Origin of the sequence: Pseudonocardia sp. D17, from assembly GCF_036984265.1 — a bacterium.
GTDB lineage: Bacteria > Actinomycetota > Actinomycetes > Mycobacteriales > Pseudonocardiaceae > Pseudonocardia > Pseudonocardia benzenivorans.
In genome coordinates, this window is the sequence record NZ_BPRG01000033.1 from 1 (window position 1) to 26,234 (window position 26,234).

Below are 26,234 nucleotides of genomic sequence, written 5' to 3' on the forward strand. Positions count from 1 at the left end.
CTCCCCGATCACCCGCGCCTCCGGGCGCCGCACCGTGGTGCTGGCACGCTACGCCCGCAACAAAACGCCTCGGCGACGCAGTGCACCAGTGGGCGTTCTGCGCACTGACGAACTCACCCGGCGCCCGCGCCTACTACGACGAACTCCGAAGCCGCAAGGTCGGCCACCACGCCGCCCTACGCCAGCTCGGCAACCGCCTCGTCGGGATCCTGCACGGCTGCCTGAAGACCCGCACCACCTACAACGAGACCACCGCCTGGGCCCACCGCTTCACCGCTGCCGCTTGACACCACTACGTCATGGGATGTCTGACCGGGTTCGGACTTACTCGTCTAGCTCCTCGATCTCGGCGGTGCGGGCGAACCCGCCGCGCAGCAGGCCCGCGAGGAAGGCGACCGGCACCCCGGCCATGACGGCCATCTGCACCACGAACTGGGTGAACGGGTCGAGGCCGGTGAACCATGCGACGACGGCACTGCCCGTCAGCAGCAGGATGCTGAACACGCCGTAGCCGGACACCGCGGCAAGCACCCGTCGCTGGCGACGATCGGCGGCGCGCAGGCGTTGCACGAGCACGAGCGCGGTCAGGGCCACGACGAGGAACCCGGTGGCCGTGGTGACCCGCGCGAAGAGGGCGACGAGGTCGGGACGCTCCGCCACGACGAGCACCGGCGGGACACCCGGCAGGGGCCCGAACACGTAGGCGGGGATCGGCAGCACCAGCGTCACGACGTACCCGCCCACGGCCAGCAGCCGGGACCGCCGGTCGGGCAGGCGGCCCGACGGGAACGCGAGCAGCAGGTGCAGCAGCACCCCGATCGGCAGCTGGGCGAGCACGGTGCCCACGACCGCCAGCGTCGGGTTGGCGACGTTGCCGGCCGCCGACCCGAGCAGCGCCGCCCCGCACAGGCACAGCAGTGCCCCGAGCCGCCCCGACGGCCGTCGCCACCACGCGACGATGCCCGCGGCCACGTACCCGGCCCCGATGAGGGCGTAGGCGACGAGCGCGCCGACGGGCCCGGTCCCGTCGTGGACGAACAGCGCGATCTCGACGCCCGTCACCGCAGCTGTGGTCAGCCCGACCTGGAGCAGGGCAAGGCGCAGCGACGTCCGCAGGGGCGCCCGGCCCGCCGCGGGCGGGAACAGCGGTCGAGATCTTTTCACCGCGGTGGATCGTCGTCCACAAGTCGGAGCCGGTCCAGCGGGACGCCGCAGACCGCGTCGGACTCGCCGGGTGTGGACCTGGGTCCATGTCCCGGGCTGGGCCCAGGCCGATTCCCCCGACCGGCGAGCGGCGCACAGAATTCCCTCGTCCGCCGCCGTCACGGGGCCCCGACGTCGAACGGTATGCCGGAGGCAGTGATGAATGTGCCCGAGCTCGGTGTCCGACGTGGCCCGTGGGCCAGGCTCGGGCCGGTCGCGGTCGTCGCGGCGGTGCTGGCACTGACGGGATGCTCGTCGTCGCAGGCCGCGTCCGGCGCGCCGGCCACCTCGGTCGCGCCGCCGGCGGTCTCCGACGCGAACGCGGCGCTCGCCCCGCTCGCGATCTCCCCGCTGTCCGACATCGCCCCGGTGCTCGGCGCGGACAACCGCATCCACCTGGCCTACGAGCTGCAGATCATCAACCAGGGCCGGGCTCGGGCGGTTCTCACCGGTGTCGACACGCTCGACCCGTCCGGCGCGGTCATCACCTCGTTGAAGGGTGCGGACCTCGGCAAGGTGTTCCGGGCCGCCGGTGGCAGCGGCGGGGACGGCCTCGCCGGCGGTCAGGCGGGCGACCTGTTCCTCGACGCCACCCTGCCCGCGGGGTCCACGGTTCCGCGTTCGGTCCAGCACCGCTTCACGGTGACGTTGACCCCGCCCACCGACGCGGGCCCCTCCGGGGACGCCCCGCCGCCCGCGCCGCCGACCGACCTGACCTTCACCGGCGTCTCCGTGGACGTCTCCGACCAGCAGGCGGTCGAGGTCGCGCCGCCTCTGCAGGGCGGCGGCTGGGTCGCCGGTAACGGATGTTGCGACGCGATCACCGCGCACCGCGGCGCCACCCTCTCCGTCGACGGCACCATCCGCGTCGCGCAGCGTTTCGCCATCGACTTCGTCCAGATCGGACCCACCGGCACCCTCTATACCGGCGACCCGGCAAGCAACACGTCGTTCCCCTTCTTCGGCGTGCAGGTCCACTCGGCCGCGGACGGGACGGTCGTCCGGGTCCTGGACGGAAACCCCGAGCAGATCCCCGGGAAGCTGCCGGAGGGACAAACGCTGCAGAGCGCGGACGGCAACTACGTCGTCGTCGACATCGGCAACGGCCGGTACGCTTTCTACGCCCACCTGCAGCCCGGCTCGCTCAAGGTCAAGGTGGGCGATCGCGTCAAGACCGGGGACGTCCTCGGGTTGCTCGGCAACACCGGCAACACCGACGCCCCCCACCTGCATTTCCACATCATGGATGGGCCGTCGCCGCTCGAGTCGAACGGTCTGCCGTTCGTGCTCACCCGGTTCACCGGGACCGGCGTCGTCACCGACGAGAGCAAGATCATCGCGCCGTTTCCCGCCCAGGCGCCGGTCGTCCCGGTGGACACGTCCAGACTCGCGGGCGCCCACACCGGACAGCTCCCACTGAATCTCGAGGTCGTCGACCTCGGTTAGGCCGGGTCTACGCGGTCGAGTCCCGCCCGGCCGGTCGACGTCGATTCGGCATGATCCGGACCGGTGCACGGTCGAGGTGGTGCTGCAACCGAGCGGCCGCCCACGTGAGCCGGGCCGGGTCGTCGGCCGGCGCCACCGCGAGGATCACGAACTCAGCGGACGCGCGTGCGACGTTCGTGGACGTCGAGTCGGAGTACGAGCTGTGCGGGCAGGACGTCGAGCTGCCGCGCGTTGCGCGAACCGCCGAGGCCTACCCGTCCGCGACACCGTCCGAGAGCACTCGGCTCACTCTCCCAGGCCGTCAGGTCGGATCCGCAGGTAGCGCGGCGCGTAGGCCTCCGGGAGCACCGCGGCGTCGAGGCGGCGGCGTCCGATCTCCCAGCGCCGCAGCCCCTCGTCGGTGAGCTCGTACAGCCCGCCGCGGGGCTCCGGGGCGAACGGGGCCTGCCAGTGTCCGAGCGGGTACTCGGCGACCGGCCGCACCACGGCGGCGTCGGCCACGACCGCCAGCGCGATCCCGTCGCCGTGGAGCAGCACCCGGCTGCCGAGCGCACTCACGGAGGTGACCGGGAACGTCGTCGGGTGCGTACGCAGCGCCCGGCCCGCGCGCGCGACCGAGACCGACTTCGTGCCGACGGCGACCGTCGCGGCCGGCACCGGGACCAGCCAGCGCGCGGGTTCGGGCAGCACCGTCGGCCGGCCGAACGCCGGCTCCGCATCGAGGGTGACGGTCCGCAGCTCGCTCCCGGTGGCGACGACGAGACCGGCGGGCGACGCGGCGACCGCGCCGATCCGGGCACCCGGCTCGACCGAGGTGACGATCCGGTCCGGGCGGGCCGGATCGATCGCGACGAGCCGGTCGTCGAGCGCCGCCCAGACCAGCCCGCCCGCGGCGGCGAGGCCATGGACCGACCCCATCGCCTGCTCCGTGCCCGGCGCGAGCTCGTCCACGTCGAGGACGACCAGACCGCTGCGGGTTCCGACCCAGAGGCGCCCGGCGTGCTCGACCACGCATCGCGGGTTCGGCACCGGCGCCGAGGGTCCGGGCGCGACGACCGCATGGCGCACCTCGATCCGCGGCGACCGTCCCCCGTCGACACGCGGTGTGCACGCGCGGCGCCCGGTCGGGCCGGGGCCCACGTCGAACCGGCGTTCCGGTCCCTCGCCGAGATCACGGACGTGGACGCCGTCGTCGTGGTCGAGCAGCGTGACGACGGCGCCGTCGGCGGCACCGCGCACCCGGACGTCCGCGACCACGAGCGCCTCCGGAGGGCCGACGGGCTCGAAGTACCGTTCGAGATCGCACAGGTCGACGTCGGGTCTCGGCATGCAGACGGCGTCACGGCGCGGGTCGAAACCGGCCCGCATCCCGCCGCCGCGCGCCGGGATCTCGCGCGTGACGGGCCGCGGCTCGACCCGGCCCGTGACCTGCGCCCGCAACGGGTGCCCGCGCAACGCGCCGCCCAGCTCGACGACGATCGTCGCCCGGAAGACGTGGTCGGTCACCCGCGGCGGCGTCGTCAGGTCGCGCGGGGTCCAGCCCCGGGGCCGCGGCGGGTAGAACCGGATCTCCACGGTGCCGCTGTGGCGCGGCAGCACCACGTAGTTCCCCGACCACGAGGCGTCGAAGACGTAGCGCGACGCGGGGTCCGCCGGGTCGTGCTCCGCTCGGACCTGGCAGACGGCGACCGGCGCCTCGCCGGTGTTCTCCAGGACGAGACGACCGTCCGGCGCGTCGGGGCGGGACGGCGCCGGCGTCGTCTCGATCGGGAAGCAGTCGGACCCGAGCGTCGCGCGCCGCCCGTCGGCCGCGTTGCCGACGACGATGTCCAGCACGTCCGGATGCAGCTCGGCCGCAGCCCGCCCGCCGGCGACCAGCTGCAACGGGACGGTACGCAGCAGGCCGCGCGGGTCGGTCGACACGATGCGCAGGCCGCCGTGGGCCGGGGCACGGTCACCGACGTACCCGAGGATGAGCGTGGTCGACGAGTTCGGGGCCAGCTCGGCCGGGGTGTCGGCGAGCGACCGTCCGTCCGGTGCGGGATGGAGGGCGTCACGGTCGACGGTGAGGATGCGCAGCCCGCCGGCGCCCTCGACGACGGCACCGCACAGCCGGACGCCACCGGGACCGGCACGCAGCTCGACCCGCTGCAGCGAGAACGCCGGTGCGCGGTCGGTCCCGCACTGCGAGAACGCCTCCTCGTGGAACGTCCGGGTGGACTGGTCGACCTCCAGGCGGGGCGCGACGACCTCGGCCGGCACGTCGGCATCGCCGCTGATCCGCAACGTGCGGGCGCCGTGGATCAGCGACCGCGCCGTCAGGTGCCCGCCGCCGAGACCGAACGCGAGCCGGATCGGCGGGAACAGCTCGTCCGGGTCGGTCGCGGCGTCGAAGGCGGCGTCGGCGAGCTCGCGCCCGAAGTTCTCCACCCCGTAGTCCGACGACCATCCCGGCCGGTCGGCGCTCGCGTCGCCGCTGGCCAGCGGCGACCGGCGGACCCGCAGCATGCCCCGCTCGAACACGAACCGGTACCAGACGACCAGCTCGAAGTTGTGGCTCCCGTACCCCGGGACGGTGAAGTCGCCGGTGGCGAAGACGTAGATGCGCTCGCCCCACTCGACGCGGGGCGATCCGGCGTGCAGGGTCGCCCCCAGCTGCGCGGCCCGCGCGGCGAACCGTTCGCTCAGCCGTCGGGCGAGCACGGCGCCGTCCAGCGTCAACGACCAGTCGGCGTCGGCCAGCAGCGAGCGGTCGAAGCCGTCCCAGGCCGCCCGGTCCTCGGACACCCCGTCGAACCCGAGGCCGAGCGCGAGCGCGCGCCCGTCGTCGACGACCCGCGTCGCCAGCCCGTCGAGCTCGAGGTCGAACCAGTCGAGCAGCTCGCCCAGCCCGTCGGACGCGTCGGCGGTGAGCCGGCCGCCGAGCGCGGTGGCCGGCGGGACCGAGTCCTCCGACCGCCCCTCGGAGGTGTCGAGGCCGACCACCGCGCGGTCGGCCCCCGCCCGGGCCGCCCGCACCAGACGCACCCCCGTCGCACGCCGCGACACCGGCCCCGGGGTGCACAGCAGATCGGGCGAGGTACGCCACCGCCACAGCGCCATCTGCGCCACCACCGGAGCGGCGAGCTGCAGCAGTCCGGGACGTCCCGAGCCGACGACGGACATCGCGTGCCTCCTGAGGGCGGGCCGGGGACCCTAGCGCCGCCGGGCCCGGCCCCACCAGGGCCGCAGGGCTCCGACCGGCCGGAAGGCCCGGGTGCGCCGCCGCGGACCGCGGCGACCGGCGCGCCCCTGCCGCCTACGCCGCCGCGGCCGCCGTCGTCGGACTCGAGGAGGCCCACGACCTGCGCGCGATGCAGGCACTCGCCGAGATCAAGCAGGGCGACCCGGCGCGCGCGTTGCAGCCCCTCGACGGCCTGCAGCCGGTGTCGGTGCCCGGCCGGCTCGCGCAGGCCCTCGCCCTCAGCGGTGCCGCGGTGATGGGGTTCGCCGATCCCGCGCTGGGCACCGTCAAGGCCGCGGAGTGCCGCACGCTCGCCCTGGCCACGGGCGAGCGGTCGACGCTGGTGGTGGCGTCGTGGGCCCAGGCAGCCGCCGCACACGCACGCGACGACCTGCACGCAGCATCTGAGAGGACCTCCTGGACACGCACGCGCTGCGCGAACGTCGGGTTCCATCTGTTCGACCGCATCTACGGTGCGCGGATCGCCGCCGCGGGGGACCCGGCCGTCGCGCTGGCCCGGGTCGAGGAGGCCGAGCGCGCCGTGCGCGGCCCGCTGGAGACCTGCCCGGGCTGCCGGATCACCCTCGCGGTCCCCGCCGCGATCGCGTCGGCACGGGCCGGGGATCGCCGGCGCGCGAGCTGCTCGGGGTCGCGGGGTCGGGCGCGGCGATCGACGTCGAGGGGCTGACCGTCCTGCGGTTCGTCGGTGATCGGTGCGTCGAACGCTGGAACCGCCTCGACGACCTCACCCTCCTGAGCCAGATCGGAGCCCTCCCCGCGCCTGCAGGGGCCTGACCGGACCCGAGGACTTATTGTATCCATTTATCCTGTCGTAGGATCCAGTTCCTGGAGGCCATCGAGGGCAAGGAAGTCGCATGGACGAAGCCGGCTCCCCCGGATCGCTGCGAGAGCCGCGTGCTGCGGCCCTGACTCCGGACGTGCTCACCCAGCTCCACCAGACGATCTGGACCGAACGCGGGAACCGGGTCGGCCTCGACGTCACGGTGCCGCCGTGCCCCTACACCGTCGACGAGCTCGCCGCTCTCGACGGTGCGGGCCGCCGGGTCGGGTACCTCCCACCCGAGGTCGCCACCCGCTCGACCAGGCACGTGCTCGGCGCGATGTTCCCGGCGATGGACTGCTACAGCCTCCAGCCCGACAACGAGGTGGAGAACATCGTCAGTCGGCCGGGCTGGTTCGACTACGAGGCCGCGATCGACGCACCCTACGGCGACACGACGGAGGCCGAGCTCCTGCAGCGCGTCGCCGCCGACGGCCGCGAGCTGATCAGCCTGAACCAGTACATCGTCGCGGCGCAGGACAGCAGGCTGTTCACCGGGCACTACCTCGACGAGCGACGCACGTGGCCCCGCATCGGGATCCGGGTCACGGGCCGGATCGTCTGTGTGCGGTTCGACGGGGACGAGATGGCCGAGGGACTGGGCGACGAACCGCCGCAGCCGGGAGCCCTGCTGACCGCCTACGACCTCCACCACGACTTCCGGGCCCCCTACACCGGAGGGCGCTCGTTCGGGGTGGCCCGCAGTGAACGGGCCAGGACCCTACCGGCCGAGCCGCCTGCTCCGGCCCGGGGCGTGCACGTGTCCCAGCGGGGCGCGGTGGACCTGGACGCGGAGTGGCGGCGCCAGGTCGACCGGCTCGTCGCCGCCGGCGTCGCGGCCGAGCTGGGCCTGACCCCCGAGAGCTACGCCGCATCCCTGCCTCGTTTCACACCCCAGCCGGCGACCTACGCCGGACGGCTCGACGCACCGGTGCTCGTCGAGACCAGGATCGGGTGGCGGCGGCAGTTCGAGCTGTTCGGGATCCGGGTTTCCCCGATCCTCGCGGTCTTCCCGGCCCCCGTGCCCACCGGACCGGACTCGGCCCACCGCGACGCGCCGTACGCGGCGTGGTTCACCCGCTGGGGCCAGCGGTTCGACGACCCGACCTCGCCCGACGAGGCCCGAGCGGACCTGCGGGCCGACGAGGTGGGGGCGAACCTCGTGGAGGGCGGTGCCGTCGCGCACGCCTTCCCCGAGCTCGTCGAGGCGGCACGGTTCTTCGACTTCGTCGGCGAGGTGCTCCCGGCGGGCGAGACCGATGGACCGTTGTCGTTCGAGCCTATCGACCGCACACCGGGAATCTGCCGGTGGCGCGGCGTTCCGGAGTTCGGCTGCAACCTCTATCCCCTGGCGTTCAGCGTCTTCCGGCCGCTCGTCCGCGGCAGGGAGATCACGACGACCTGAGCCCCGGAACATGGCCCCGGCCGCGCGCCCCGCAGACGCCGCGCGGCCGGGTTGCCGACCGGGCGCGGCCACCTCCGGTCAGCGAACGGTCGCGGACTCTACGCCGCGCTCGACCCAGCGCAGGGCCTCGTCGAGGTGGTCGATCACGAGGTTTCCCGGTTGCCCGCCGCCGAGCGGATCTCGGCGGCCTCGGCGAGATGGGCGTGCGGCTCCAGTGCCTGTTCGGGCGGTACGAGCAGGCGGGCGCCTGGAGGATCGACATCGACGCGGCCGTGGCCCGGTCACCCCACACGGCGTCCACGAAGCGGGCGTCCGGCTCGCCGTCCCCGACTCTCCCGTCGGCCCGCGACGAGGCTCGTGCGTGAGCGCACGACCGGACGCAATACTCGCGCAGTTGGAGCGAAGTTGGAAACGGCGCCGTCATGGTGTCGGTGTCCACGACCCCGGGCGGCCGACCGCTGCCCGGCCGTCAGCGGCCACCACGGAACCAGGAGACCGACGTGCTCGTCCACGAGACCGCCTACGAGGCCACCGTCGCCGAGACCGCCCTCGGCCCGATCGAGTTCGCCGTCGTCGGCACCGGAGCCCCGGTGCTCGTCGTCCACGGCACCCCGGGCGGCATCGACGCCGCCGAGCTGATGGCCCGGATCCTGCCTCGCGACGGGGTCTCCGCCATCCTGCTCTCGCGCCCCGGGTACCTCGGCACCCCGCTCGACGGCCGCACGACCGTCGACGCACAGGCCGACCTCATGGCCGCACTGCTCGACCACCTGGGCATCGCCCGCGCGGGGGTCTACACCTGGTCCGGCGGCGGCCCCGCCGGCTACCGGTTCGCCGTCCGCCATCCCGACCGGGTGACCGCACTCGTCGCCAACGCCGCCTGCAGCCAGGCCTACCGGCTGCCCGAACAGGATCTCGCCACGCGGCTGATGTTCACCACCGCCCCCGGGCAGTGGCTGCTGCGGGTGCTCGCCGCCCACGGCGGCAGGCAGTACACCCAGGGCGTGATCGCCGACGAGGGCGACCTCACGCCCGACCAGGTCGCCCAGCGCGTCGACGAGATCCTCGCCGACCCCGCCAAGCAGCGCTTCGTCACCGACCTCGGCCCCACCGCCCTGCCCGACGGCAGGCGCCGTGCCGGTTACCGCAACGACCTCGACCGGTTCGCCGAGATCACCACCCTCGAGCTCGAGAAGATCACCGTCCCCACCCTCGTCGTGCAGGGCACCGCCGACGCCGACCTGCCGCCGGAGCACAGCTGGTACGCCGCCCGGACCATCCCGGGCGCCGAGCTGCTCAGCCTCGACACCGGCACCCATCTCGCCCTCTACACCCACCCCGACGCGGCCGCGGCGCAGACCCACGTCGTCGAGTTCCTGCTGGCGGGCGCCGAACGCTGATCCCTCACCCGACGCGCGGCCGGCGGACGGCCACGACCAGCAGCGGTGCCGCCACCAATGCCAGCAGCACGGGGACCAGCGCGGTCCAGCCGACGCCCGCGAACGGCAGGACGCCGAGCAGGGCGAGCCCGATGCGCGGGCCGCGCGGAAGCCGCCGCAACCAGGTCGCCGCGAGCAGGGCGAGCCCACCCAGCGCGCCGACGATCATCGGCACCGGCGCAGCGCCCGCCGCCATCAGCAGCTCCGTGGCGGCGAGCACCGTCAGCAGCACGCGGACCGGCTCGGCCCGCAGCACCCGCAGCGCGTCGCGCCCGCCGTCGGCGGCGGCGAATCCCGTCGCGACGATCAGCACCGCGGCCGGCAGCCAGGCCAGCCGACCCACCGTCGAGAGGCTCAGCAGGCCGGGCCCGACCAGGCCGAGCGCCCACAGCGCCGAGCCGGTCCGCAGGCACCGCGCGGAGACGAGGGCGATCACGCCGAGTCCCACCGTCAGCGCGACGGGCGCGAGCTTGTCCCCGGTCCAGTCCGGGATCACCGTGCCGAGGGTCGCCTGCACGATCCCCGCCGCCACGAGAAGCCCGCCGCCGGCGAGGCCGAGCCCGGCCGCGACGCGGCGCCTCACGACGTCACCGCGGCGACCATCGCCACGGAACGGCGCGGCGTCGGCCGACCGTCGCGGACGGGACGCCCGACGCGGAAGGTGAGCAGCGGGTGGCCGCCGGCCGGCAGGAGAGCGGCGAACCGCGGACCGAAGGTCGGCGTCGCGCCGGTGGCGGCCTCGCGGTCGATCCGCTCGGTGACCTGGTTCATGTGGTGCAGGCCGATCCCGGCCAGGGTGGCGCGGAGGTGCACGCGCTGCAGGAGCCGGCCCGCGTCGAGGCGGATGCGGCGGTCGTCCGGGTCGGCGACGGTGATCACGCCGTACGCGGCGGCGGTCGCGGTGTGGACGTCGCGCGTCCGGTCGATCCAGAACCGGTCGCCCGCGGTCCGCGACGACGCCGGCAGGAGCTTCGCGACGCCGAGCTCCACGGGGCTCAGACCCTGGCCGTCGAGGACGAGGCCGTCCCGATGGCGTTGGACCTCGTCGTTCGTCGCGCGGAACCAGGCGAAGTTGTCGATCGACTGCTGCTCGTCCCTGCACAGGGCCTCGGCCGCGTCGACGAGGAGCGTCCCGAGCGCCGCGCGCGGCTGCGGGTCGGTGATCCAGTGGAGCGCGAGACCGGGCGGGGGCGGCACCGCGAGCGCCGACACGTCGACGGGCCCTGTCAGGAACGGGCCGCGGTTGGTGTGCCGGCGGTCGATCACGTCGTGCAGCGGGTCCGTCCGCGGCGCGGCGGCGACGAGCGCCACGTGCGCGACCCGCGCGCCGCCGGCGCCGTCGGGCAGCAGCTCGACCGACGGTGCGAGGCCGCGTGGCCCGCAGCCGATCACCAGGTTCTCCACCGCGCAGCCGAGGCCGACGTCGCGCTCCCGCGAGTAGGGGTCGACCGTCCCCGTGGTGCGCGCCGGGTCGGCGAACACGTCGATGCCGGCCGGGCCGATCTCGAACGACCACGGCTGGGTGTTGTGCGGGCTCGCGGCGAGGACCGCTGCGGCGACCGCGCCGAGCGGCCCGGGCACCGAGCGCCAGTCCCGCCACGGCGCGAACGCCGGCCCGCCGCCGGGGTCGAGCACCGCGCTGTCGTAGACGCGGTAGCCGAGCAGACCGGTGCCCGCCACGGCGACCGTCGCCGCGCCGAGACCGACGCCACGCAGCAGGGATCGGCGCGAGAACGCGTGCGCGGGCGGCTGCGGCGGCGCCGACGCGGGGACGGTCGGCGACGTCGGAGCACCCGGCGAGGTCGATGAAGGCGGCGTCACGTCAGCGCTCCTGCCGTCGGTGGAGAACGCCGAGTCAACCGACGGCCCGGGTAGCGCCGCACCACCCCGGGCCCGTGCCCACCCGGGGTGGGTCCTTCCGGGTGAAGCGGACGGCGGGCACACTTCGTACGGCCCCGGCGCACGGGACGGGAGGGACATGACCGCCGTCGGACCTGCCCGGCCGCTGCTCACCGTGAAGCACGCGGTCCCCCCGGCACGCCCCACGGCGGTGCACCGCGCCCGGCTGACCGACGCGCTGGACGCGAGTACGAGCCGGCTCGCCACGGTCGTCGCCCCGGCGGGGTGGGGCAAGACGAGCCTGCTCGTCGCATGGGCGCGCGCCCGGTCCACCCCGGTCGCCTGGGTCTCGCTCGACGAGAGCGACGACGATCCGGTCCGGTTCTGGAGCTACGTGCTCGTCGCACTGGGCGTGACCGACGCGGAGATCGGCCGCGAGCCCTTGGACGAGCTCTTGCACGGGGCGCCGGACGTCGCGCTGGCGCTGCTGGTCAACGAACTGGCGGCGAGCACCCGCGAGCACGTGCTGGTAGTCGACGACTACCACGTGCTGACCGATCTCCGGATTCACGAGGGCGTCGAGTTCCTGGTGACGCACCTGCCCCCGCGGACCCGGGTCGTCATGGCGAGCCGGACGGACCCGCCGCTACCGCTCGCGCGGCTGCGCGCCCGGGGGCGAGCTCACCGAGCTGCGCGCGGCCGACCTGCGTTTCACCCTCGACGAGGCGACCGCCCTGGTCGAGGGGGTCTGCGGGGCGCCGCTCGACGGGACGGTCGCGGCGACCGCGTGGGGACGGACCGAGGGCTGGGCCGCGGGCCTGCAACTGACCGCTCTGGCGCTGCGCGGCGGGGGCACCGCACCGGCGCGCGGCGGCGACCACCTGCTGGACTACTTCGCCACGGAGGTGCTGCCGACCCTGGTCGTAGGGGTTCAGAACCTGCCCGTGATCGGCGTTGTGGCCGGTGACGCCGTAGGACATCTCGACGAGGTTGTTCTTGCCGAACACGATCGCGCCCGCGCCCTCGATGGCCGTGACGATCTCGGCGTCGGTGCTGGGGGTGAAGCCCGTGAGTGAGCCGAGGCCGAGGGATGTCGGCAGGTCCCGGGTCTGGTAGCTGTCCTTGACGCCCAGCGGGACTCCGAGCAGAGGTGCGGTTGCTCCTGCCGCGCGCGCCTCGTCGGCGGCGGAAGCGGCACCGAGTACCGCCGACTCGTCGATGGTGATGAAGGCATGGATCTCGGACTGGGCGCGTGCCTGGTCGAGGAGGGCGGAGGCGTACGACTCCGCGGTGACGTCACCGCGGCGGATCGCAGCGGCCGCGGCCGCGACGCCGAGCTCGGTCAGCTGCGAGTTTCCGCTGCTCTCGGCGGACGAGGGGTTGGTGCGGGTCATCGGCCTACTCCGTCCGTGACATGGATGTCGGGGAACGTGACCGACCGTCGCTCAAGTAAGGCGATCACTGTACTTGGAGCGTATCGGGAGCTGGCCCCTAAGTACAGCGATCGCTATACTTAGGCGATGAGCACCACACCGGAGGCCGGGCCCACGAAGCGAGGTGGGCGCGGGGCGCGGGAACGGATCCTGAAGGCCAGTGTCGAGCTCTTCGCCCGCGACGGCATTCATGCGACAGGGATCGCGAAGGTGACCGAGGTCGCGCACGTCTCCACGCGCACCCTTTACCAGCACTTCCCGAGCAAGGAAGCTCTCGTCAGCGCCTATCTGGAACGACTCGAGTCCGATCCGAACGGGCCTGCCGAGATCGAGACCGTCCTCACGCGAGACGACCTCGAGCCACGCGACCGTCTGATCGCGCTGTTCGCCACGCCCGCGGGAGATGCTCTGGCCGGGCCGGTGCTACGCGGGTGCCCGTTCCACAACACAGCGGTCGAGGCGGCGGGCGGCATGGCGGACGCTGCCGCCTTCGTCGAGCGTCACAAGCGAGAACTGATTGCGAATCTCATCGCCACCGCGGACGCCGCCGGAGCCGAGAATCCCGAGGCCCTCGGACGCCAACTCGCTGTCCTCTTCGAGGGCGCGCGCGCCCTCGCCACGTCCGTCAACGACGCGCACCCGTTCGAGGACGCCCGCGAACTCGCGGTGAGACTGATCGACGACGCCGTCGGCGGGATGTCTTCCGGCTGACCGTCGTCTCCGCGCGTCACTCGACGGCGACGCCGTGGGCGACCAACATCGTCCTGCCGACCTCCCGAGCCGCCCGGGCGGCTCCCCGGTCGCCCTCGTGGGCCGCCATGATCGAGCCCTTCATCAGGATGTGCCACTGGCGGGCGAAGGTGTCCGGGTCGTCGATACCCGCCGCCGCCGCGAGCTCACGCAGGTACGCGCGGATCCGGGCGAGATGGTGGACGCTCGCCTGGTGGACGGGGTCGCGGGGATCGTGCACCTCGATCATGGTGGTGAGGAAGGAACACCCCTCGAAGTCGTCGCGGCCGAACCACTCGTCGAAGAGGTCGAAGATCGCGAGGAGACGACCGCCCGGCAGCTCGGTCCGTGACCGGGTCGTCGCCTGCAGCCAGCTCTCGGTCCAGATCTCCTCACGGCGCCGGAGGAAGTCGAGGATCAGCTCCTCCTTCGAGGCGAAGTTGCGGTACAGCGTCATCTTCGCCGCCCCGGCGTGCTCGACGACCGTGTCGACGCCGACCGCGCGGACACCGTGGCGCGTGAACAGCTCGTACGCAGCCTCACGGATCCGCTCGGTGCCGTTGCGGCCACGGTCGTCTCGTGCCGTCATGCGACCTACCCCCAGCGCAGAGCTTCCACGTGCAGCGTAGGGCGTCCCGGCGCGATGCGGCGGCTCGTCCGCGAACACGGTCGCACCGGCACCGCCCGAGCGGCCCGAGCGGACTCAGGCGATGTCGCGCCGCGTCAGGATCAGGAACCCGACGGCCAGCGGCCCGACGACCCACGCGAGCAGGGTGACGACCGGCCCGGCGGACGGTGTCGTGGTCGCCAGCAGGATGACCGCCTGCCGCGGGTCCACGGCCTCGACCGCCGCGGGCCAGACGCCGTGCAGCAGCGGCGGGGTGAGGAACAGGACGAGGTAGCTGCCCGTCAGCGCCGCGGGCGTGTGTGCGATCGCGGCACCGATCCCGACCCCGGTCACGGCGAACGCCGCGCCGCCGAGGGTCGCCACCGCCGCGACCACCGCGGTCGGCCCGAGCGGGACCGGGACGCCGAGGACGGCGAGGATCGCGGCCGAGGTGACGACGCCCGTGGCGGTCGCGTACGCGCCGAGCTGGGCGAGCGCGAGCGTCTTCGCCGCGAGGACCCGTCCCCGCCGCGGCACGGCGAGGTAGGTGCCCAGCGCCGTCCGGTGCGTGGTCTCGCCCGCGCTGCTCAGCACCCCGAGCGACAGCACGAGCAGGGCGGTCAACGCGCCGAGCTCGGCGAGGAGCCGGGGCGGGTCGGAGACGTCCCCGCCGGTCAGGACGAGGACGGGCACCCAGTGCGGGGCCAGGAGCGCCGTCGCGGCGAGAACGGCCTGTCCGGAGCGGGTCGACAGGGACTTGCCCAGCTCCACCCGGACGAGCCGGCCGAGACCGGGGGCGGAGCCGGCGAGGCGGGCATCGGGGCGGGCGAGGGTCTGCAGGGCCATCAGGTCCTCCGTGTCGGACAGGTGATCAGGCGGTGAGCTGGAAGAACAGGTCTTCGAGGTCGCGGCCGACGGGCCGCAGGTCGACGAGTGCGTGCCCGCAGCGGGCCGCGACGGCGCCGACCTCGGCGGGGGTGCCGCCGACCGTGAGCCGGTCGCCGTCGCGTTCGACGGGATGGCCGGCCCGCCGCAGGTCCGTGGCCAGGGCGGCGGGATCGACGGCGCGGACGACGGTCACGTCCGCGGCGAGCAGCTCGTCGATGGGTGCGTCGGCGACCAGCCGCCCGCCCCCGATGACGACGAGGTGGTCGACCGTGTGCTCGACCTCGGCGAGCAGGTGGCTCGACAGCAGGACGGTGCCGCCGCGGTCGGCGTGGCCGCGCAGCAACCCGCGCAGCCAGCGGATGCCCTCGGGGTCGAGCCCGTTCGCGGGCTCGTCGAAGATCAGCACCGGCGGGTCGGCGAGGAGGGCGGCGGCGATCCCGAGCCGCTGACGCATGCCGAGGGAGTAGCCGCCGATCCGGCGGCCGGCGGCTCCGGTCAGCCCGACCACGTCGAGCAGCTCGTCGACCCGCCCGCGCGGCACCCCGATCACCTCGGCCAGCAGCCGCAGGTGGCCGCGGCCGGTGCGTCCGGGATGGACCGCCGAGGCGTCGAGCAGGGCGCCGACCACGGCGGCCGGGTTCGGCAGCTGCCGGACGGTCCGGCCGTCGATCGACGCCGTCCCCGCGCTCGGCGCGGCCAGACCCGCGAGGATTCGCAAGGTCGTGCTCTTGCCGGCACCGTTCGGGCCGAGGAACCCCGTGACGGTGCCCGGCTCGCAACGGAAGGTGACGTCGTCGACGACGGTGCGGTCGTCGTACCTCTTGGTGAGTCCCTGCACGGTGATCATCGGTGCTCCTCGGCGGTTACGGTGAACGGGGCGGTGAGGACGCGGCCGTCCGCGACGCGGACCTGGACCCACATCCGGTAGGTGCCCGGGGCGGGCAGGCGGGGGTGGAAGCCGAGCTCCGGCCCGTAGCGGGTCCCCGGGGTGGCGAGGACGGGATCCCCGTCGGCGTCGATCACCTCGGCGTGGCCGTGCGCGAAGCCGCGGCCGTCGGCCCGCAGCGTGACGACGTGCGCGGGCGCCGCCAGGTAGGGCTGCAGGTCGTCGAGCGGCCGGCCGGTGGCGGCGTCGGCGAGGGTCACGGTGAGGTCGCTCGCCTCGCCGGCGACGACGTCCCCGCGCAGACCGACGCGGACCCCGTCGACGACGGTCTCACGCGGCCCCGGGAGCACCCGCTCCTGCTCGACCGGGTCCCCGGCGACGTCCACCTCGGACCGGGCCAGGACCGACGCCAGCTCGCCCTGCCTGCGGAACTCGGCGTGCAGCGCGTAGCTGCCGCCGGTCGGGAACACGACGTCGACGGCCAGCTCGCCGGGCACCCCGGTCGGCACGGGATGGACGTGCGCGAAGGTGCCCAGGTCGGAGCGGGTGACGATGAGGTGCGTCCAGGCCTCGTGGCTCAGCGCGATGTCGTCGACCGGCGCCCCGTCCGCCGTGACCCGCACGGTCACCCGCGTGGGGACGCCCGCCCGGGCCCCGGGCGCGCTGATGTCCACGTCGAGCCCGGCGCGGTGCGCGTCGACCGGTTCGACGTCGGCCGCCATCATCACGCTCATGTCGGTGCGCATCGGCATGCCGACCGCCTGGCTCCAGGCCAGGGTGCCGTTCATGCCGCGGCGGGCGGCGTCGGTCCGGGAGAGTGCCGTGAGCCCCGCGCCGACCAGCAGCGCCACGGCGGCGACGGCGGCGAAGTGGCTCCACCGGCCGGTCCGTTCCCGCAGCGACGGCCGCAGGATCTCCTGTGCCGACCCGGGCCGGCGGAACCCGCGCAACCGCAGGGCGTTGGTGACGACGCTGACCGAGCTCATCGCCATGGCCGCGGCCGCGAGTACCGGGTCGAGCAGCAGCCCGTCCGCCCAGTACAGCGCGCCGGCCGCCACCGGGATCAGCGCCACGTTGTAGAGGAACGCCCAGGTCAGGCCCTGCCGGATGGTGGCGACGGTGCGCCGCGACAGGGCGATCGCCGAGACCAGCCCGCGCAGGTCCCCGCCGACCAGCGTCACGTCGGAGGCCGCGAGCGCGACGTCGCTGCCCGTGCCGATCGCGACACCGAGGTCGGCGGTGGCCAGCGCGGGGGCGTCGTTGACACCGTCCCCGACCATCGCGACGACGCGCCCCTGCGCCTGCAACGCCGCGATCCGGTCCGCCTTCTGGGCGGGCAGCACCTCGGCGACCACACGGTCGATGCCGACCTCGCGGGCGACCGCCTGCGCGACCGCGGCGGAGTCGCCGGTCAGCATGACGACCTGCAGACCGAGGGCCCGCAGTTGCGCGACGGCCTCGGCCGCGCCGCGCCGCACGGCGTCCGCGACGACGATCGTGCCGGCGGCCCGCCCGTCGACCGTGACGTGCAGCGCGGTCCCCTCGGTCTGCTCGGCCGGCACCCCGACCCAGCGGGCCGTGCCGATCCGGACGTGCCGGCCGTCGACCGTCCCCGACACCCCGCAGCCGGGGACGGCCTCGAACCCGACGACCGGCCGGACGGGCCCGTCGTGTGCGGCGACGACCGCCGCGGCGAGCGGGTGCTCGCTACCGGTCTCGACGGCCGCGGCCAGCGCGAGCAGCTCGTCGGCGGTCCTGCCGACGGGCCGCACCTCGGTCACGACCGGCCTGCCCTCGGTGATCGTCCCGGTCTTGTCGAGCACGACCGTGTCGACCCGGGTCGCGGTCTCCAGCGCCTCGGCGCCCGAGACCAGGATGCCCAGCTCCGCCGCCCGGCCCGCGGCGACCATGACCGCCATCGGAGTGGCCAGCCCGAGCGCACACGGACACGCGATGATCAGCACGGCGATCCCGGTGCCGATGGCGAGGGTCAACGGGCCCGTCAGCGCCCACACCGTGAAGGTCGCGGCCGCGGCCAGCAGCACCGTCGGGACGAACCACGTCGCCACCCGGTCGACGAGCCGTTGAACCGGCGCCGACGAGCCCTGCGCGTCCTCGACCAGGCGCACGATCTGGGCGAGCGTGGAGTCGGACCCGACCGCGGTGGCCCGGACGAGCAGCGTCCCGGTGCCGTTGAGGGTCGAGCCGATGACCTGGTCGCCCTCGGCCTTCGGGACAGGCCTGCTCTCCCCGGTGAGCATGCTCTCGTCGACGCTCGACCCGCCCTCGACGACCACGCCGTCGACCGGCACCCGGTCCCCCGGCCGGACCCGGACGACGTCGCCGCGGACCACGTCGGCGACCGGGGCCTCGAACTCGCGGCCGTCCCTGACGACCCGAGCCGTCGGCGGAGCGAGCCGGGTCAGTGCCGCGACGGCGGCGACGGTCCGGCCCTTGGCGCGGGCCTCCAGCCACCGGCCGAGCAGCACGAGGGCCACGACCACGAGCGAGGTCTCGAAGTACACGTGCAGCGGGAGGCCCCACCGCTCGGCCTGGCCGGGCCACAGCGTCACGAAGGCGCTGTAGCCGTACGCGATCAGGGTGCCCAGCGCGACGAGCGTGTCCATCGTGACGGTGCGGTGGCGGGCCGCGGCGACCGCGGCGCGGTAGATCGGCCGTCCCACCCAGAACTGCACCACCGTCGCGACCGCGAGCAGGGCCGGCATCAGCGGGTCCATCGCGTCGACGGACAGCGGAACGTACATCAGGACCATCAGCGCGAGCCCGGCGGTCAGGGCGACCACCCAGGGCAGGGCGGGCTCGGGCCCGTCCGGCTCGGTCTGCGCGGGCCGCGGATCGGCGACCGCGACGCCGTACCCCGCCCGCTCCACCGACGCGACCAGCGCGGCCGGGTCGACGGCGGTGTGCTCGACGGTCGCGGTGCCGGTGGCCAGGTTCACCCGCGCGTCGGCCACCCCGTCCACCCGGCGCAACGCCTTCTCGACCCGCCCGACGCAGGACGCGCAGGTCATGCCGGTGACGCGGAGCGTCTCGACGGTGAGGGTCGGCGCGCTCACCGGGGGACCCCCGTCCGGGCGTCGCGGGCGGCGATCCGCTCGGCGAGGTGCGCGGCGTCGGCGCCGACGAACCCGAGCAGCGCCGAGCCGCGGCTGTGCAACCACGGCAGCCCCAGCACGTACAGCCCCGGGACCGCGGTCTCGCCCCGCCGCCGGTGCTCGAGCGCGCCGGGGATCGTGATCCACGAGTCGTCGCGCCGGTAGCCGGTCGCCCACACGACGGTGTCGACCTCGAGCACGGTGTCGTCGACGGTGACCGCGGTCCCGGCCGCGCCGGTGACCCGCCCGCGCAGTGTCACCCCGGCCTCCCGGAGCCGGGCGTCGGACGTGCCCACGACGAGCTCGCCGCGGGCCCGCATCCGGCGGCCGAGTACGGAGTCGCCGGACGCCGTGACCAGCCCGGACCGGGTGAGCCACCAGAACAGGTCGCGGCCGAGCACGGTCTGCGGGACCACCGCGGCGCGGCTCCCGACGGCCAGGTCCACCCGCCGGGTACGGGCCAGCTCCAGCGCGATCTGACGGCCGGAGTTGCCGCCGCCGACCACGAGCACCGGGCCGTCCCGGAGATCGTCGGGACGGCGGTACTCCGCGCTGTGCAGCTGCGCGACCCGAGGTGACAGGCCCTCGGCGAGGGCGGGGACCCACGGTGTCTGGAACGGGCCGGTCGCGACGACGACCTGGCGGGCGAGAATCGTCTCGCCCGCGCCGTCGAGCGCGAACCCGGCCGCGTCGCGGCGCAGCTCGGTGACCCGGTGCCCGGAGCGGACCGGCAGGTCGAACGTGGCCGCGTAGCTCCGCAGGTAGGCGGCGACCTCGTCCTTCGTCGGGTGCCGGTCGGGGTCGCCGGGGAACGGCATCCCGGGCAGCCCGTCGTAGCGGGCCGGGGTGAACAGGCGCAGCGAGTCCCACCGCGCCGCCCAGCTCCCCCCGGGCTCGCCCGCGTCGAGGACGGTGCAGTTCAGGCCCCGGCGGCGCAGGTGCCAGGCCATCGCGAGGCCGGCCTGCCCACCGCCGACGACGGCGACGTCCAGCGGGTTCACCGGGCCACCTCGTGTCCTGCCTCGTAGACCGCCACCTCGACCGAGTCGGCGTCGAGTGGGCCGGTCGCCATGACCGAGACCCGCCCCGTGGGCAGGTCGACCTCGACATCGAGCACGCCGGGCACGGCCAGCAGCTCGGCCCGGACGGCGGCGACGCAGTTGGCGCAGTTCAGTCCGTCGATATGGAGGGTGGTGCTCGTCGTCATGCGGCCAACGCTGCCGCCCGCACCACCGGCATCGCGCCGGTGCAATCGCCGGGATCGGACGAACCCGGCGATAAGCTCGCCAGGTGCTGTACGGCCGGGACGACGAGCAGGCCGCGCTCGCCGAGCTGCAGCAGCACGCGCTCGCCGGCCGCGGCGGGGCGTTGGTGGTGCTCGGAGCGCCGGGCGCGGGCAAGTCGGCGCTGCTGGCCGCGAGCCCGCTGGACGGGCTGCGGGTGCTGCGCACCCAGGGGGTCGAGGCGGAGTCGCCGCTGGCCTTCGCCGCCCTGCACCGGCTGCTGCGCCCGCTGCGCCACCACATGGGCCGGCTGCCCGCCCGGCAGGCCCGCGCGCTGCGCGCCGCATTCGGGGAGGAGGACGACGCACCCGACCCCTACCTGGTCTACCTCGGCGCGCTGAGCCTGGTCGCCGAGGCGGCCGCCGAGCAGCCGCTCCTGCTGGTGGTCGACGACGCGCACTGGCTCGACGACGAGACCGCCGCCGCGCTGCTGTTCGTCGCGCGCCGGCTGGCCGACGACCCGGTGGCGCTGCTGTTCGCCGCCCGCGAGCAGTCCGGGTTCGATCCCGCCGAGCTCCCGGTGCTGCCCCTGGCCGGCCTCGACCGCGCGGCCGCGTCCGCCGTCCTCGCCGAGCGCGCGGGGGCCCCGGTGCCCGACGCGGTGCTCGACGTCGTGCTCGCCCAGACCGGCGGCAATCCGCTGGCCCTCGCCGAGCTGCCGACGACGCTGGGCCCCGACCAGCTCTCCGGCGCCACCGACCTCCCGGGACTGCTGCCGTTGTCGGCCCGGGTGGAGGCGGCGTTCCTCGACCGGGCCCGCGACCTGGATCCCGACGCCGCCGCCGTCCTCCTGCTGGTCGCCGCGGACGACACCGGCGACGTGGCCGTGGTCGAGAAGGCGACGACCCGGTCCGGCCTTCCCGCGGCGGCGTTCGAGGCGGCCGAGCGGACGGGGCTGTTCACGACGGCGGCCGGCGAGATCGTGCTGCGGCACCCGCTGGTCCGGTCCGCCGTCTACGCGGGCGCGACGGCCACCGAGCGTCGTCGGGCCCACCGCGCACTCGCCGAGGTCGTCACCGACCCGCAGCGCCGGGCGTGGCACCTCGCCGCGGCCGCGGACGGCACGGACGAGACCGCCGCCGCGGCGCTGGTCGAGGCCGGCGAGCGGGCCCGCGCCCGAGGTGGGCACAGCGGGGCGGCGGCCGCGTTCGCCCGTGCCGCCGACCTGACCCCCGATCCCGCCGTCCGTGGTGCCCGGCGGGCGAAGGCCGCGCTGGCGGCGTGGCTCGCCGGGCGGCCGCAGACCGCGGCCGACCTCGCCGACCGGGCCCTGGCCGAGATCGACGACCCGGTCCTGCACGCCGAGACCCTGGCCGCCCGGGCCCGCACCGAATGGAACACCCGGTCGCTCGACGTCGGACAGCGCATGGTGCTGGAGGCGGCGCAGGGCCTCGCGGACCTCGACCCGTCCCGGGCCCGCGAGCTCGCCGTGCTCGGCGCCGGGCTCGCGACGGTGGGCGCGCACTCCGGCATCGACCCCACGACCGTCGTGCCCGGTGCCGCCCCGGACGCGCCGGCCCGCGACCGGTGCGTCGACGCGCTGCTGAACGGCCTGCACGCCATCCCCGCGGCGGACTGGGGCCGCGCCGCCCCCGCGCTGCAGACCGCGATCGGCTTCGCCCACGCGATACCGCCGGGTGACGTCGACGTCCTGCCCAACCTCGGGATCGCGGCGCTCCACCTCCAGGCCGACGACGACGCCCTGCGCCTGCACGACCGGCTGCTGGCCGACGCCCGCAGCGCGGGCGCCACGGTCATCGTGCTGTACGCGCTCACCCGGCGGGCGCTGGCCGAGGTCCCGGCGGGCCGCTGGACCGCCGCCCGCACCTCGCTGTCCGAGGCCGTGGAGATCGCGCGGGCCACCGGACGCCCCGAACTGCAGAGCTTCCCCGAGGCCCAGCTCGCGTTGCTCGACGCGTTGTGCGGCAACGGTTCGGAGGCCGACCTCGACCGGATCGGCGAGACCGCCGCAGCCCTCTCGCTCGGGACGGTGGCGACCACCGTCCGGGACCTGCTCGACTGGGCCCGCGCGCAGCTGGCAGGCGTCCGCACCCCGACGGCGCTCGCCCGGCTCGGCCGGCTGGGCCCGAGCATGGTCGCGCGCAGCGCCGCCGTCGACCGGCTGGAGGCCGCCTCGGCCGCCGACGGCCCGCTCGCCGAGTGGACCGCCGAGCTCGAGCACTTCGCCGAGGGGACGGGTTCGGTCTGGGCCGCGGCCGTCGCCGCCCACGGCCGCGCCCTCCTCACGGGAGACACCGCCCATTTCGACCGGGCGGTCGACCTGCACGCACGGTCCACCCGGCCGTTCGACGCCGCCCGCACCCGGCTGGCCTACGGCGAACACCTCCGCCGGGCGGGCAGGCGGGTCGACGCCCGCGGGCACCTGCGCGCCGCCATGGAGGCCTTCGACGCCCTCGGCGCGCGGACCTGGTACGACCTCGCCCGGCGCGAGCTGCGCGCCTCGGGTGCGACCGCGCGCCGGCGGACCGGCGCCGAGACCGTCCGGCTGACCCCCACGGAGCTCCAGGTCGCGAAGCTCGTGGCCGAGGGGATGGCGAACCGCGACGTCGCCGCGCAGCTGTTCGTCAGCCCCCGAACCGTCGACTTCCATCTGCGCAACATCTTCACCAAGACCGGGATCAGCTCGCGCCGTGAGCTCGGCGGCCTGGCGCTGTCCTGAGCACGTCCCCCGCGCTGCCCGGGGAGGAGCGGTCGCGTCGACACGATCGTGTTCCGGACCGGGCCCGACCCTCGTACGCTGGCCGGATGCGACTCCTGGAGCGCGAGAACCTCCTCGCGGTGCTCGAGGAGGCAGCGCGCCCCGACCCGTCCGGGCCGGGTGGGGTGGTGCTGGTCGCCGGCGACGGGGGGATCGGCAAGACCGTCCTGCTGCGCGCCTTCGCCGAGCGGACCCGGGCGCTGCCGGTGCTGTGGGGGATGTGCGACTCGCTGAGCACACCCCGGCCGTTGGGTCCGTTGCGCGACGTCGCGGGCGAGCTCGACCCTGCGCTGCCCGCCCTGCTGCGCGGCAGCGCCGCCCAGCACGAGATCTTCGCCGCGGTCCTGGAGGCGCTGCGGACGCGGCCGCGGGTCCTCGTCGTCGAGGATCTGCACTGGGCCGACGAGGCGACACTCGACCTCGTCCGGTTCCTCGCCCGCCGGATCCGCGCGCTGCCGCTCGTGCTCGTGCTCTCCTACCGGGACTCGCTCGGCGTCGACCATCCGCTGAGCGCCGTACTGGGCGATCTTGTCTCGGCCCCGGGCACGCGCAGGCTGCAGCTCGCGCCGCTCACCCGGGCCGCCGTCGCCGAGCTCGTCGAGGGCCACGGCCTCGACCCGGCCGGGGTGCACCGCCGCACCGCGGGCAACCCGTTCTTCGTCAGCCAGATCCTCGCCCAGCCGCACTCACCGCTGCCGGAGAACGTCCGGGGCGCCGTGCTCGCGCGGGCCGCCGGCCTGGATCCGCAGGCCCGGCACTGCCTCGAGCTGCTCTCGTGCGCGCCCGAGCCGGTGAGCGGCGAGGTGCTCACCGCGCTGGGGATGTCGGCGGCGACGGTGGCCGGCCTCGCCGCGACCGGTCTGGTCGACCGGCGGGGGCGCGGCGTCGCGTTCCGCCACGAGATCGCCCGCTCCGCGGTGCTCGACGCGGCCGTCCCGGGCACGGAGCCGGCGCTGCACGCGGAGATGATCGCGGCGCTGGAGGCCGTCGACGGCGACGCGAGCGCGCTGGCGCACCACTCGGTCGCCGCCGGTGACGTCGAACGGGTGCTGCGCTACGCGCCGGCCGCGGCCACCGAGGCGTCGCGGTCCGGGGCGCACCGCGAGGCCGTCGCCTTCTACGAGGCCGCGCTCGCACACACCGGGCCGGAGCAGGCGGTCGTGCGGGCGGCCCTGTTGGAGAGCATCTCGCTCGACCTCTACCTGACCGACCGGTTGCGGGAGGCGATCGCGGCCAGGGAGCAGGCCCTGGAGGTGCGGCGCGAGCTGGGTGAACAGGTCGCGGTCGGCATCGGCCACACCGCGCTCGCGGGGTACGCCTGGTACGCGGCCGACCGCGCGCTCGCCGAGCGGCACGCCGAGGCCGCGATCGAGATCCTCGCGGGTGTCGACGACCGTCGCGCGTTCGGCTTCGCGCTCTCCCGCCAGGCGTTCCTCGCGGCGTGGCGCGGGGACGCGGTCGCGGCGCGGCGTTCCGGTGCGCAGGCCGCCGAGATCGCCGCCGAGCTCGGCGGGGACCCGGTGCTCAGCAGCACCGCGGCGGTCGGGATCGCGGTGGCGCGTCTCGTCGACGGCGACGTCCGCGGCCGGGCCGACCTGCTCGCCGCCACCGACGTGGGGCTGCGGCACCGGCTCGACGACCTCGCGACCACCCCGATGAGCAACCTGTGCAGCTTCGACGTCGAGCAGGGCCGCCTCGCGGTGGCCGAGGAATCGGTGGCGGACGCGCTGCGCATCAGCGAGCAGCGCGACACCCCGATCTGCACGGCGTACCAGCTGGGCGTGCGTGCCAGGCTGCGCCTGCTGCAGGGCCGGTGGGACGAGGCCGAGCAGGACGCGCGCACCGTGCTGCGCTCCTTCGACCTACCGCTCAGCCAGCTCTGGCCGCACCTGGTGCTGGCGCTGCTCCTGGCCCGGCGGGACGCTCCGGCGGCCAACCCGCACCTCGACGAGCTGTGGCGCCTGGTGCGCCGGCTCGACAGCCCCAACATGGTCGCGCCGGCCGCGGCGGCCCTGATGGAGAACGCCTGGATCACGCGCCGACCCGACGACCGGCTCCGGGACCCTCTGGTCACCGACCTGTTCACCCGGGAGTACACCGGCCGGCCGACCACCCTGTCCGCGGTGGGGCTGTGGGCACGCCGCCTGGCCGACAGCGACGTGCAGCAGTGCGGGGACGTCCCGGCCGCGGCGCCGCAGCCGGCGGATGCGGACCGGCCGTACGACCGCGCGCTGGAGCTGTGGGACGCCGGATCGACCGACGACCTGCTCGCCGCGCTCCCGCTGCTCGACGAGCTGGCGGCCAAGCCGGTCGCCGCGCTGGTCAGGGCCCGGCTGCGGGCCTCGGGGGTCAGCAGCGTCCCGCGCGGCCGGCTGCCGGCCACCCGTGCCAACCCGGCCGGGCTGACCGCCCGCCAGCTCGACGTGCTGGAACTGCTCGTCGACGGGTTGAGCAACGGCCAGATCGCGTCGCGGCTGGTGATCTCGCCGAAGACCACCGACCACCACGTGTCGGCGATCCTGGCGAAGCTCGGGGTCGGCTCCCGCGCCGAGGCGGCGGCTGCGGCCCGCCGGCTGGGCATCGCCGGCGGGCCGGCGGTCACGCGGACCTGAGTCGCGCGCCGCCCGACGTACCGCGCCCTGCCGGCGACGGCACCCACCGGGCCGTCCGCAGCAGGCTGCTCGTGTGGAGGCCGTCGTGGCCGATCCGCGCGAGGTCGCGCTCGACCTCCGTGGACCGCGGGCCGTCCACGACCACGGTCAGCGCGGCGGCCGGTCCGTCGTGGCCGAGCGCGGGCTGGATCGTCACCGGCCAGCCGCGGTCGCGCAACAGGGTGGCGAGCGGCACGCCGTCGCCGGGGACGACGACGCGGTGCTCGACCGGGTCGCCCGCGAGCCGGCCACCGACCGCCACCCCCAGGTAGACACCGATCGCGACACCGATCGCGTAGCCGGCGATGTTCGCGGGCCGGTCGAGGTTGGTGACCACCTGACCGAGCGCGACGACCTGGATGACGGCGTTGAGCGCCCCGAGCGCCGCGGCCGCCCGTTTTCGTCCGCGCGCCGCCACCGTCATCCGGACCTGCCACACACCCACCTCGAGAACGACCAGCACGGCGATGAGCACCGGCTGACCTACCGTGGTCCACATGTCGATCTCCTCCCCCCGCCGCGGGCG

Annotated in this window: 20 protein-coding genes and 1 pseudogene; 9 read left to right on the forward strand and 12 right to left on the reverse strand. The window is 75.2% G+C overall.

Translation table 11 applies throughout. The annotated features are described in order from the left end of the window. A pseudogene (locus PSD17_RS04585) lies at positions 1-287 on the forward strand (IS110 family transposase); the annotation flags it as partial. 37 nt (positions 288-324) lie between these two features. Here the strand turns inward: PSD17_RS04585 and PSD17_RS04590 are convergent. Further along, the gene (locus tag PSD17_RS04590) at positions 325-1,164 is read right to left on the reverse strand and encodes a hypothetical protein (RefSeq protein WP_339121741.1); all 840 of its coding nucleotides are present in this window, start codon (positions 1,162-1,164) and stop codon (positions 325-327) included. Positions 1,165-1,362: 198 nt separating this feature from the next. Between PSD17_RS04590 and PSD17_RS04595 the strand changes: the two genes are divergently transcribed. Further along, a complete protein-coding gene (locus tag PSD17_RS04595; RefSeq protein ID WP_013678363.1) occupies positions 1,363-2,649 on the forward strand; it encodes a M23 family metallopeptidase in 1,287 nt (428 codons plus the stop codon). Positions 2,650-2,934: 285 nt separating this feature from the next. Here the strand turns inward: PSD17_RS04595 and PSD17_RS04600 are convergent, their stop codons facing one another. Next, on the reverse strand, positions 2,935-5,814 hold the full coding sequence (locus tag PSD17_RS04600) for a hypothetical protein (protein WP_339121744.1): 2,880 nt from the start codon (positions 5,812-5,814) through the stop codon (positions 2,935-2,937). Between the two features lie 188 nt (positions 5,815-6,002). Here PSD17_RS04600 and PSD17_RS04605 point away from each other — a divergent pair, with 188 nt between their 5' ends. From PSD17_RS04605 to PSD17_RS04615, 4 genes are all read left to right on the forward strand, one after another. Continuing rightward, positions 6,003-6,560 carry a hypothetical protein gene (locus PSD17_RS04605; RefSeq protein ID WP_339121746.1) on the forward strand — a complete coding sequence of 186 codons (558 nt, stop codon included), beginning with the start codon at positions 6,003-6,005 and terminating at the stop codon, positions 6,558-6,560. Then, entirely contained in the window at positions 6,542-6,667 is a 126-nt protein-coding gene (locus PSD17_RS35295; protein ID WP_379652786.1) for a hypothetical protein, read from the forward strand. Before PSD17_RS04605 ends, PSD17_RS35295 begins: the two co-directional genes overlap by 19 nt. Before the next feature lie 80 nt (positions 6,668-6,747). Beyond that, positions 6,748-8,118, forward strand: coding sequence for a hypothetical protein (locus tag PSD17_RS04610; protein WP_013678368.1), 1,371 nt, complete (start codon positions 6,748-6,750; stop codon positions 8,116-8,118). Between the two features lie 500 nt (positions 8,119-8,618). Beyond that, entirely contained in the window at positions 8,619-9,518 is a 900-nt protein-coding gene (locus tag PSD17_RS04615; protein ID WP_013678370.1) for an alpha/beta fold hydrolase, read from the forward strand. A 4-nt stretch (positions 9,519-9,522) separates the two neighbouring features. Here the strand turns inward: PSD17_RS04615 and PSD17_RS04620 are convergent, their stop codons facing one another. From PSD17_RS04620 to PSD17_RS04630, 3 genes are all read right to left on the reverse strand, one after another. Continuing rightward, positions 9,523-10,140, reverse strand: coding sequence for a hypothetical protein (locus tag PSD17_RS04620; protein ID WP_013678371.1), 618 nt, complete (start codon positions 10,138-10,140; stop codon positions 9,523-9,525). After that, the gene (locus tag PSD17_RS04625; RefSeq protein WP_013678372.1) at positions 10,137-11,378 is read right to left on the reverse strand and encodes an Acg family FMN-binding oxidoreductase; all 1,242 of its coding nucleotides are present in this window, start codon (positions 11,376-11,378) and stop codon (positions 10,137-10,139) included. Before PSD17_RS04625 ends, PSD17_RS04620 begins: the two co-directional genes overlap by 4 nt. 638 nt (positions 11,379-12,016) lie before the next feature. Beyond that, on the reverse strand, positions 12,017-12,790 hold the full coding sequence (locus PSD17_RS04630; protein ID WP_339121749.1) for an amidase family protein: 774 nt from the start codon (positions 12,788-12,790) through the stop codon (positions 12,017-12,019). Between the two features lie 126 nt (positions 12,791-12,916). On the opposite strand from PSD17_RS04630, the gene PSD17_RS04635 reads away from it, so the two are divergent. Next, positions 12,917-13,540, forward strand: a complete 624-nt coding sequence (locus PSD17_RS04635) for a TetR/AcrR family transcriptional regulator (protein WP_339121751.1) — start codon at positions 12,917-12,919, stop codon at positions 13,538-13,540. A 16-nt stretch (positions 13,541-13,556) separates the two neighbouring features. On the opposite strand, the gene PSD17_RS04640 is transcribed toward PSD17_RS04635, so the two are convergent. The 6 genes from PSD17_RS04640 to PSD17_RS04665 form a co-directional block, all read right to left on the reverse strand. After that, positions 13,557-14,147: a TetR/AcrR family transcriptional regulator gene (locus PSD17_RS04640; protein WP_013678375.1), complete on the reverse strand. Its 591-nt coding sequence runs from the start codon at positions 14,145-14,147 to the stop codon at positions 13,557-13,559. Positions 14,148-14,261: 114 nt separating this feature from the next. Continuing rightward, entirely contained in the window at positions 14,262-15,011 is a 750-nt protein-coding gene (locus tag PSD17_RS04645) for a hypothetical protein (protein WP_339121753.1), read from the reverse strand. A 25-nt stretch (positions 15,012-15,036) separates the two neighbouring features. Further along, positions 15,037-15,900 (reverse strand): ABC transporter ATP-binding protein, encoded by an 864-nt coding sequence (locus tag PSD17_RS04650; RefSeq protein WP_339121754.1) that lies wholly within the window; start codon positions 15,898-15,900, stop codon positions 15,037-15,039. Next, a complete protein-coding gene (locus PSD17_RS04655) occupies positions 15,897-19,016 on the reverse strand; it encodes a heavy metal translocating P-type ATPase (RefSeq protein ID WP_339121756.1) in 3,120 nt (1,039 codons plus the stop codon). Before PSD17_RS04655 ends, PSD17_RS04650 begins: the two co-directional genes overlap by 4 nt. After that, entirely contained in the window at positions 19,013-20,056 is a 1,044-nt protein-coding gene (locus PSD17_RS04660; RefSeq protein ID WP_013678379.1) for a flavin-containing monooxygenase, read from the reverse strand. Before PSD17_RS04660 ends, PSD17_RS04655 begins: the two co-directional genes overlap by 4 nt. Beyond that, positions 20,053-20,262 carry a heavy-metal-associated domain-containing protein gene (locus tag PSD17_RS04665; RefSeq protein ID WP_013678380.1) on the reverse strand — a complete coding sequence of 70 codons (210 nt, stop codon included), beginning with the start codon at positions 20,260-20,262 and terminating at the stop codon, positions 20,053-20,055. The genes PSD17_RS04660 and PSD17_RS04665 overlap by 4 nt, the downstream gene beginning before the upstream one ends. 83 nt (positions 20,263-20,345) lie before the next feature. Here PSD17_RS04665 and PSD17_RS04670 point away from each other — a divergent pair, with 83 nt between their 5' ends. Then, the gene (locus PSD17_RS04670; RefSeq protein WP_339121758.1) at positions 20,346-23,018 is read left to right on the forward strand and encodes a helix-turn-helix transcriptional regulator; all 2,673 of its coding nucleotides are present in this window, start codon (positions 20,346-20,348) and stop codon (positions 23,016-23,018) included. Positions 23,019-23,104: 86 nt separating this feature from the next. Then, complete coding sequence (locus PSD17_RS04675; protein WP_339121760.1) at positions 23,105-25,669, forward strand: AAA family ATPase; 2,565 nt, start codon at positions 23,105-23,107, stop codon at positions 25,667-25,669. Here PSD17_RS04675 and PSD17_RS04680 read toward each other — a convergent pair. Beyond that, entirely contained in the window at positions 25,656-26,207 is a 552-nt protein-coding gene (locus PSD17_RS04680; RefSeq protein ID WP_013678382.1) for a DUF5698 domain-containing protein, read from the reverse strand. The two genes, PSD17_RS04675 and PSD17_RS04680, sit on opposite strands and share 14 nt — an antisense overlap. Positions 26,208-26,234: the final 27 nt, after the last annotated feature.

What these genes read in the sequence shown, in the direction of transcription:
- PSD17_RS04595 (WP_013678363.1), top strand. Translation starts at nt 1,363, where the DNA reads ATGAATGTGCCCGAGCTCGGTGTCCGACGTGGCCCGTGGGCCAGGCTC.
- PSD17_RS04600 (WP_339121744.1), bottom strand. Translation starts at nt 5,814, where the DNA reads ATGTCCGTCGTCGGCTCGGGACGTCCCGGACTGCTGCAGCTCGCCGCT.
- PSD17_RS04605 (WP_339121746.1), top strand. Translation starts at nt 6,003, where the DNA reads ATGCAGGCACTCGCCGAGATCAAGCAGGGCGACCCGGCGCGCGCGTTG.
- PSD17_RS04610 (WP_013678368.1), top strand. Translation starts at nt 6,748, where the DNA reads ATGGACGAAGCCGGCTCCCCCGGATCGCTGCGAGAGCCGCGTGCTGCG.
- PSD17_RS04630 (WP_339121749.1), bottom strand. Translation starts at nt 12,790, where the DNA reads ATGACCCGCACCAACCCCTCGTCCGCCGAGAGCAGCGGAAACTCGCAG.
- PSD17_RS04635 (WP_339121751.1), top strand. Translation starts at nt 12,917, where the DNA reads ATGAGCACCACACCGGAGGCCGGGCCCACGAAGCGAGGTGGGCGCGGG.
- PSD17_RS04640 (WP_013678375.1), bottom strand. Translation starts at nt 14,147, where the DNA reads ATGACGGCACGAGACGACCGTGGCCGCAACGGCACCGAGCGGATCCGT.
- PSD17_RS04645 (WP_339121753.1), bottom strand. Translation starts at nt 15,011, where the DNA reads ATGGCCCTGCAGACCCTCGCCCGCCCCGATGCCCGCCTCGCCGGCTCC.
- PSD17_RS04650 (WP_339121754.1), bottom strand. Translation starts at nt 15,900, where the DNA reads ATGATCACCGTGCAGGGACTCACCAAGAGGTACGACGACCGCACCGTC.
- PSD17_RS04665 (WP_013678380.1), bottom strand. Translation starts at nt 20,262, where the DNA reads ATGACGACGAGCACCACCCTCCATATCGACGGACTGAACTGCGCCAAC.
- PSD17_RS04675 (WP_339121760.1), top strand. Translation starts at nt 23,105, where the DNA reads ATGCGACTCCTGGAGCGCGAGAACCTCCTCGCGGTGCTCGAGGAGGCA.
- PSD17_RS04680 (WP_013678382.1), bottom strand. Translation starts at nt 26,207, where the DNA reads ATGTGGACCACGGTAGGTCAGCCGGTGCTCATCGCCGTGCTGGTCGTT.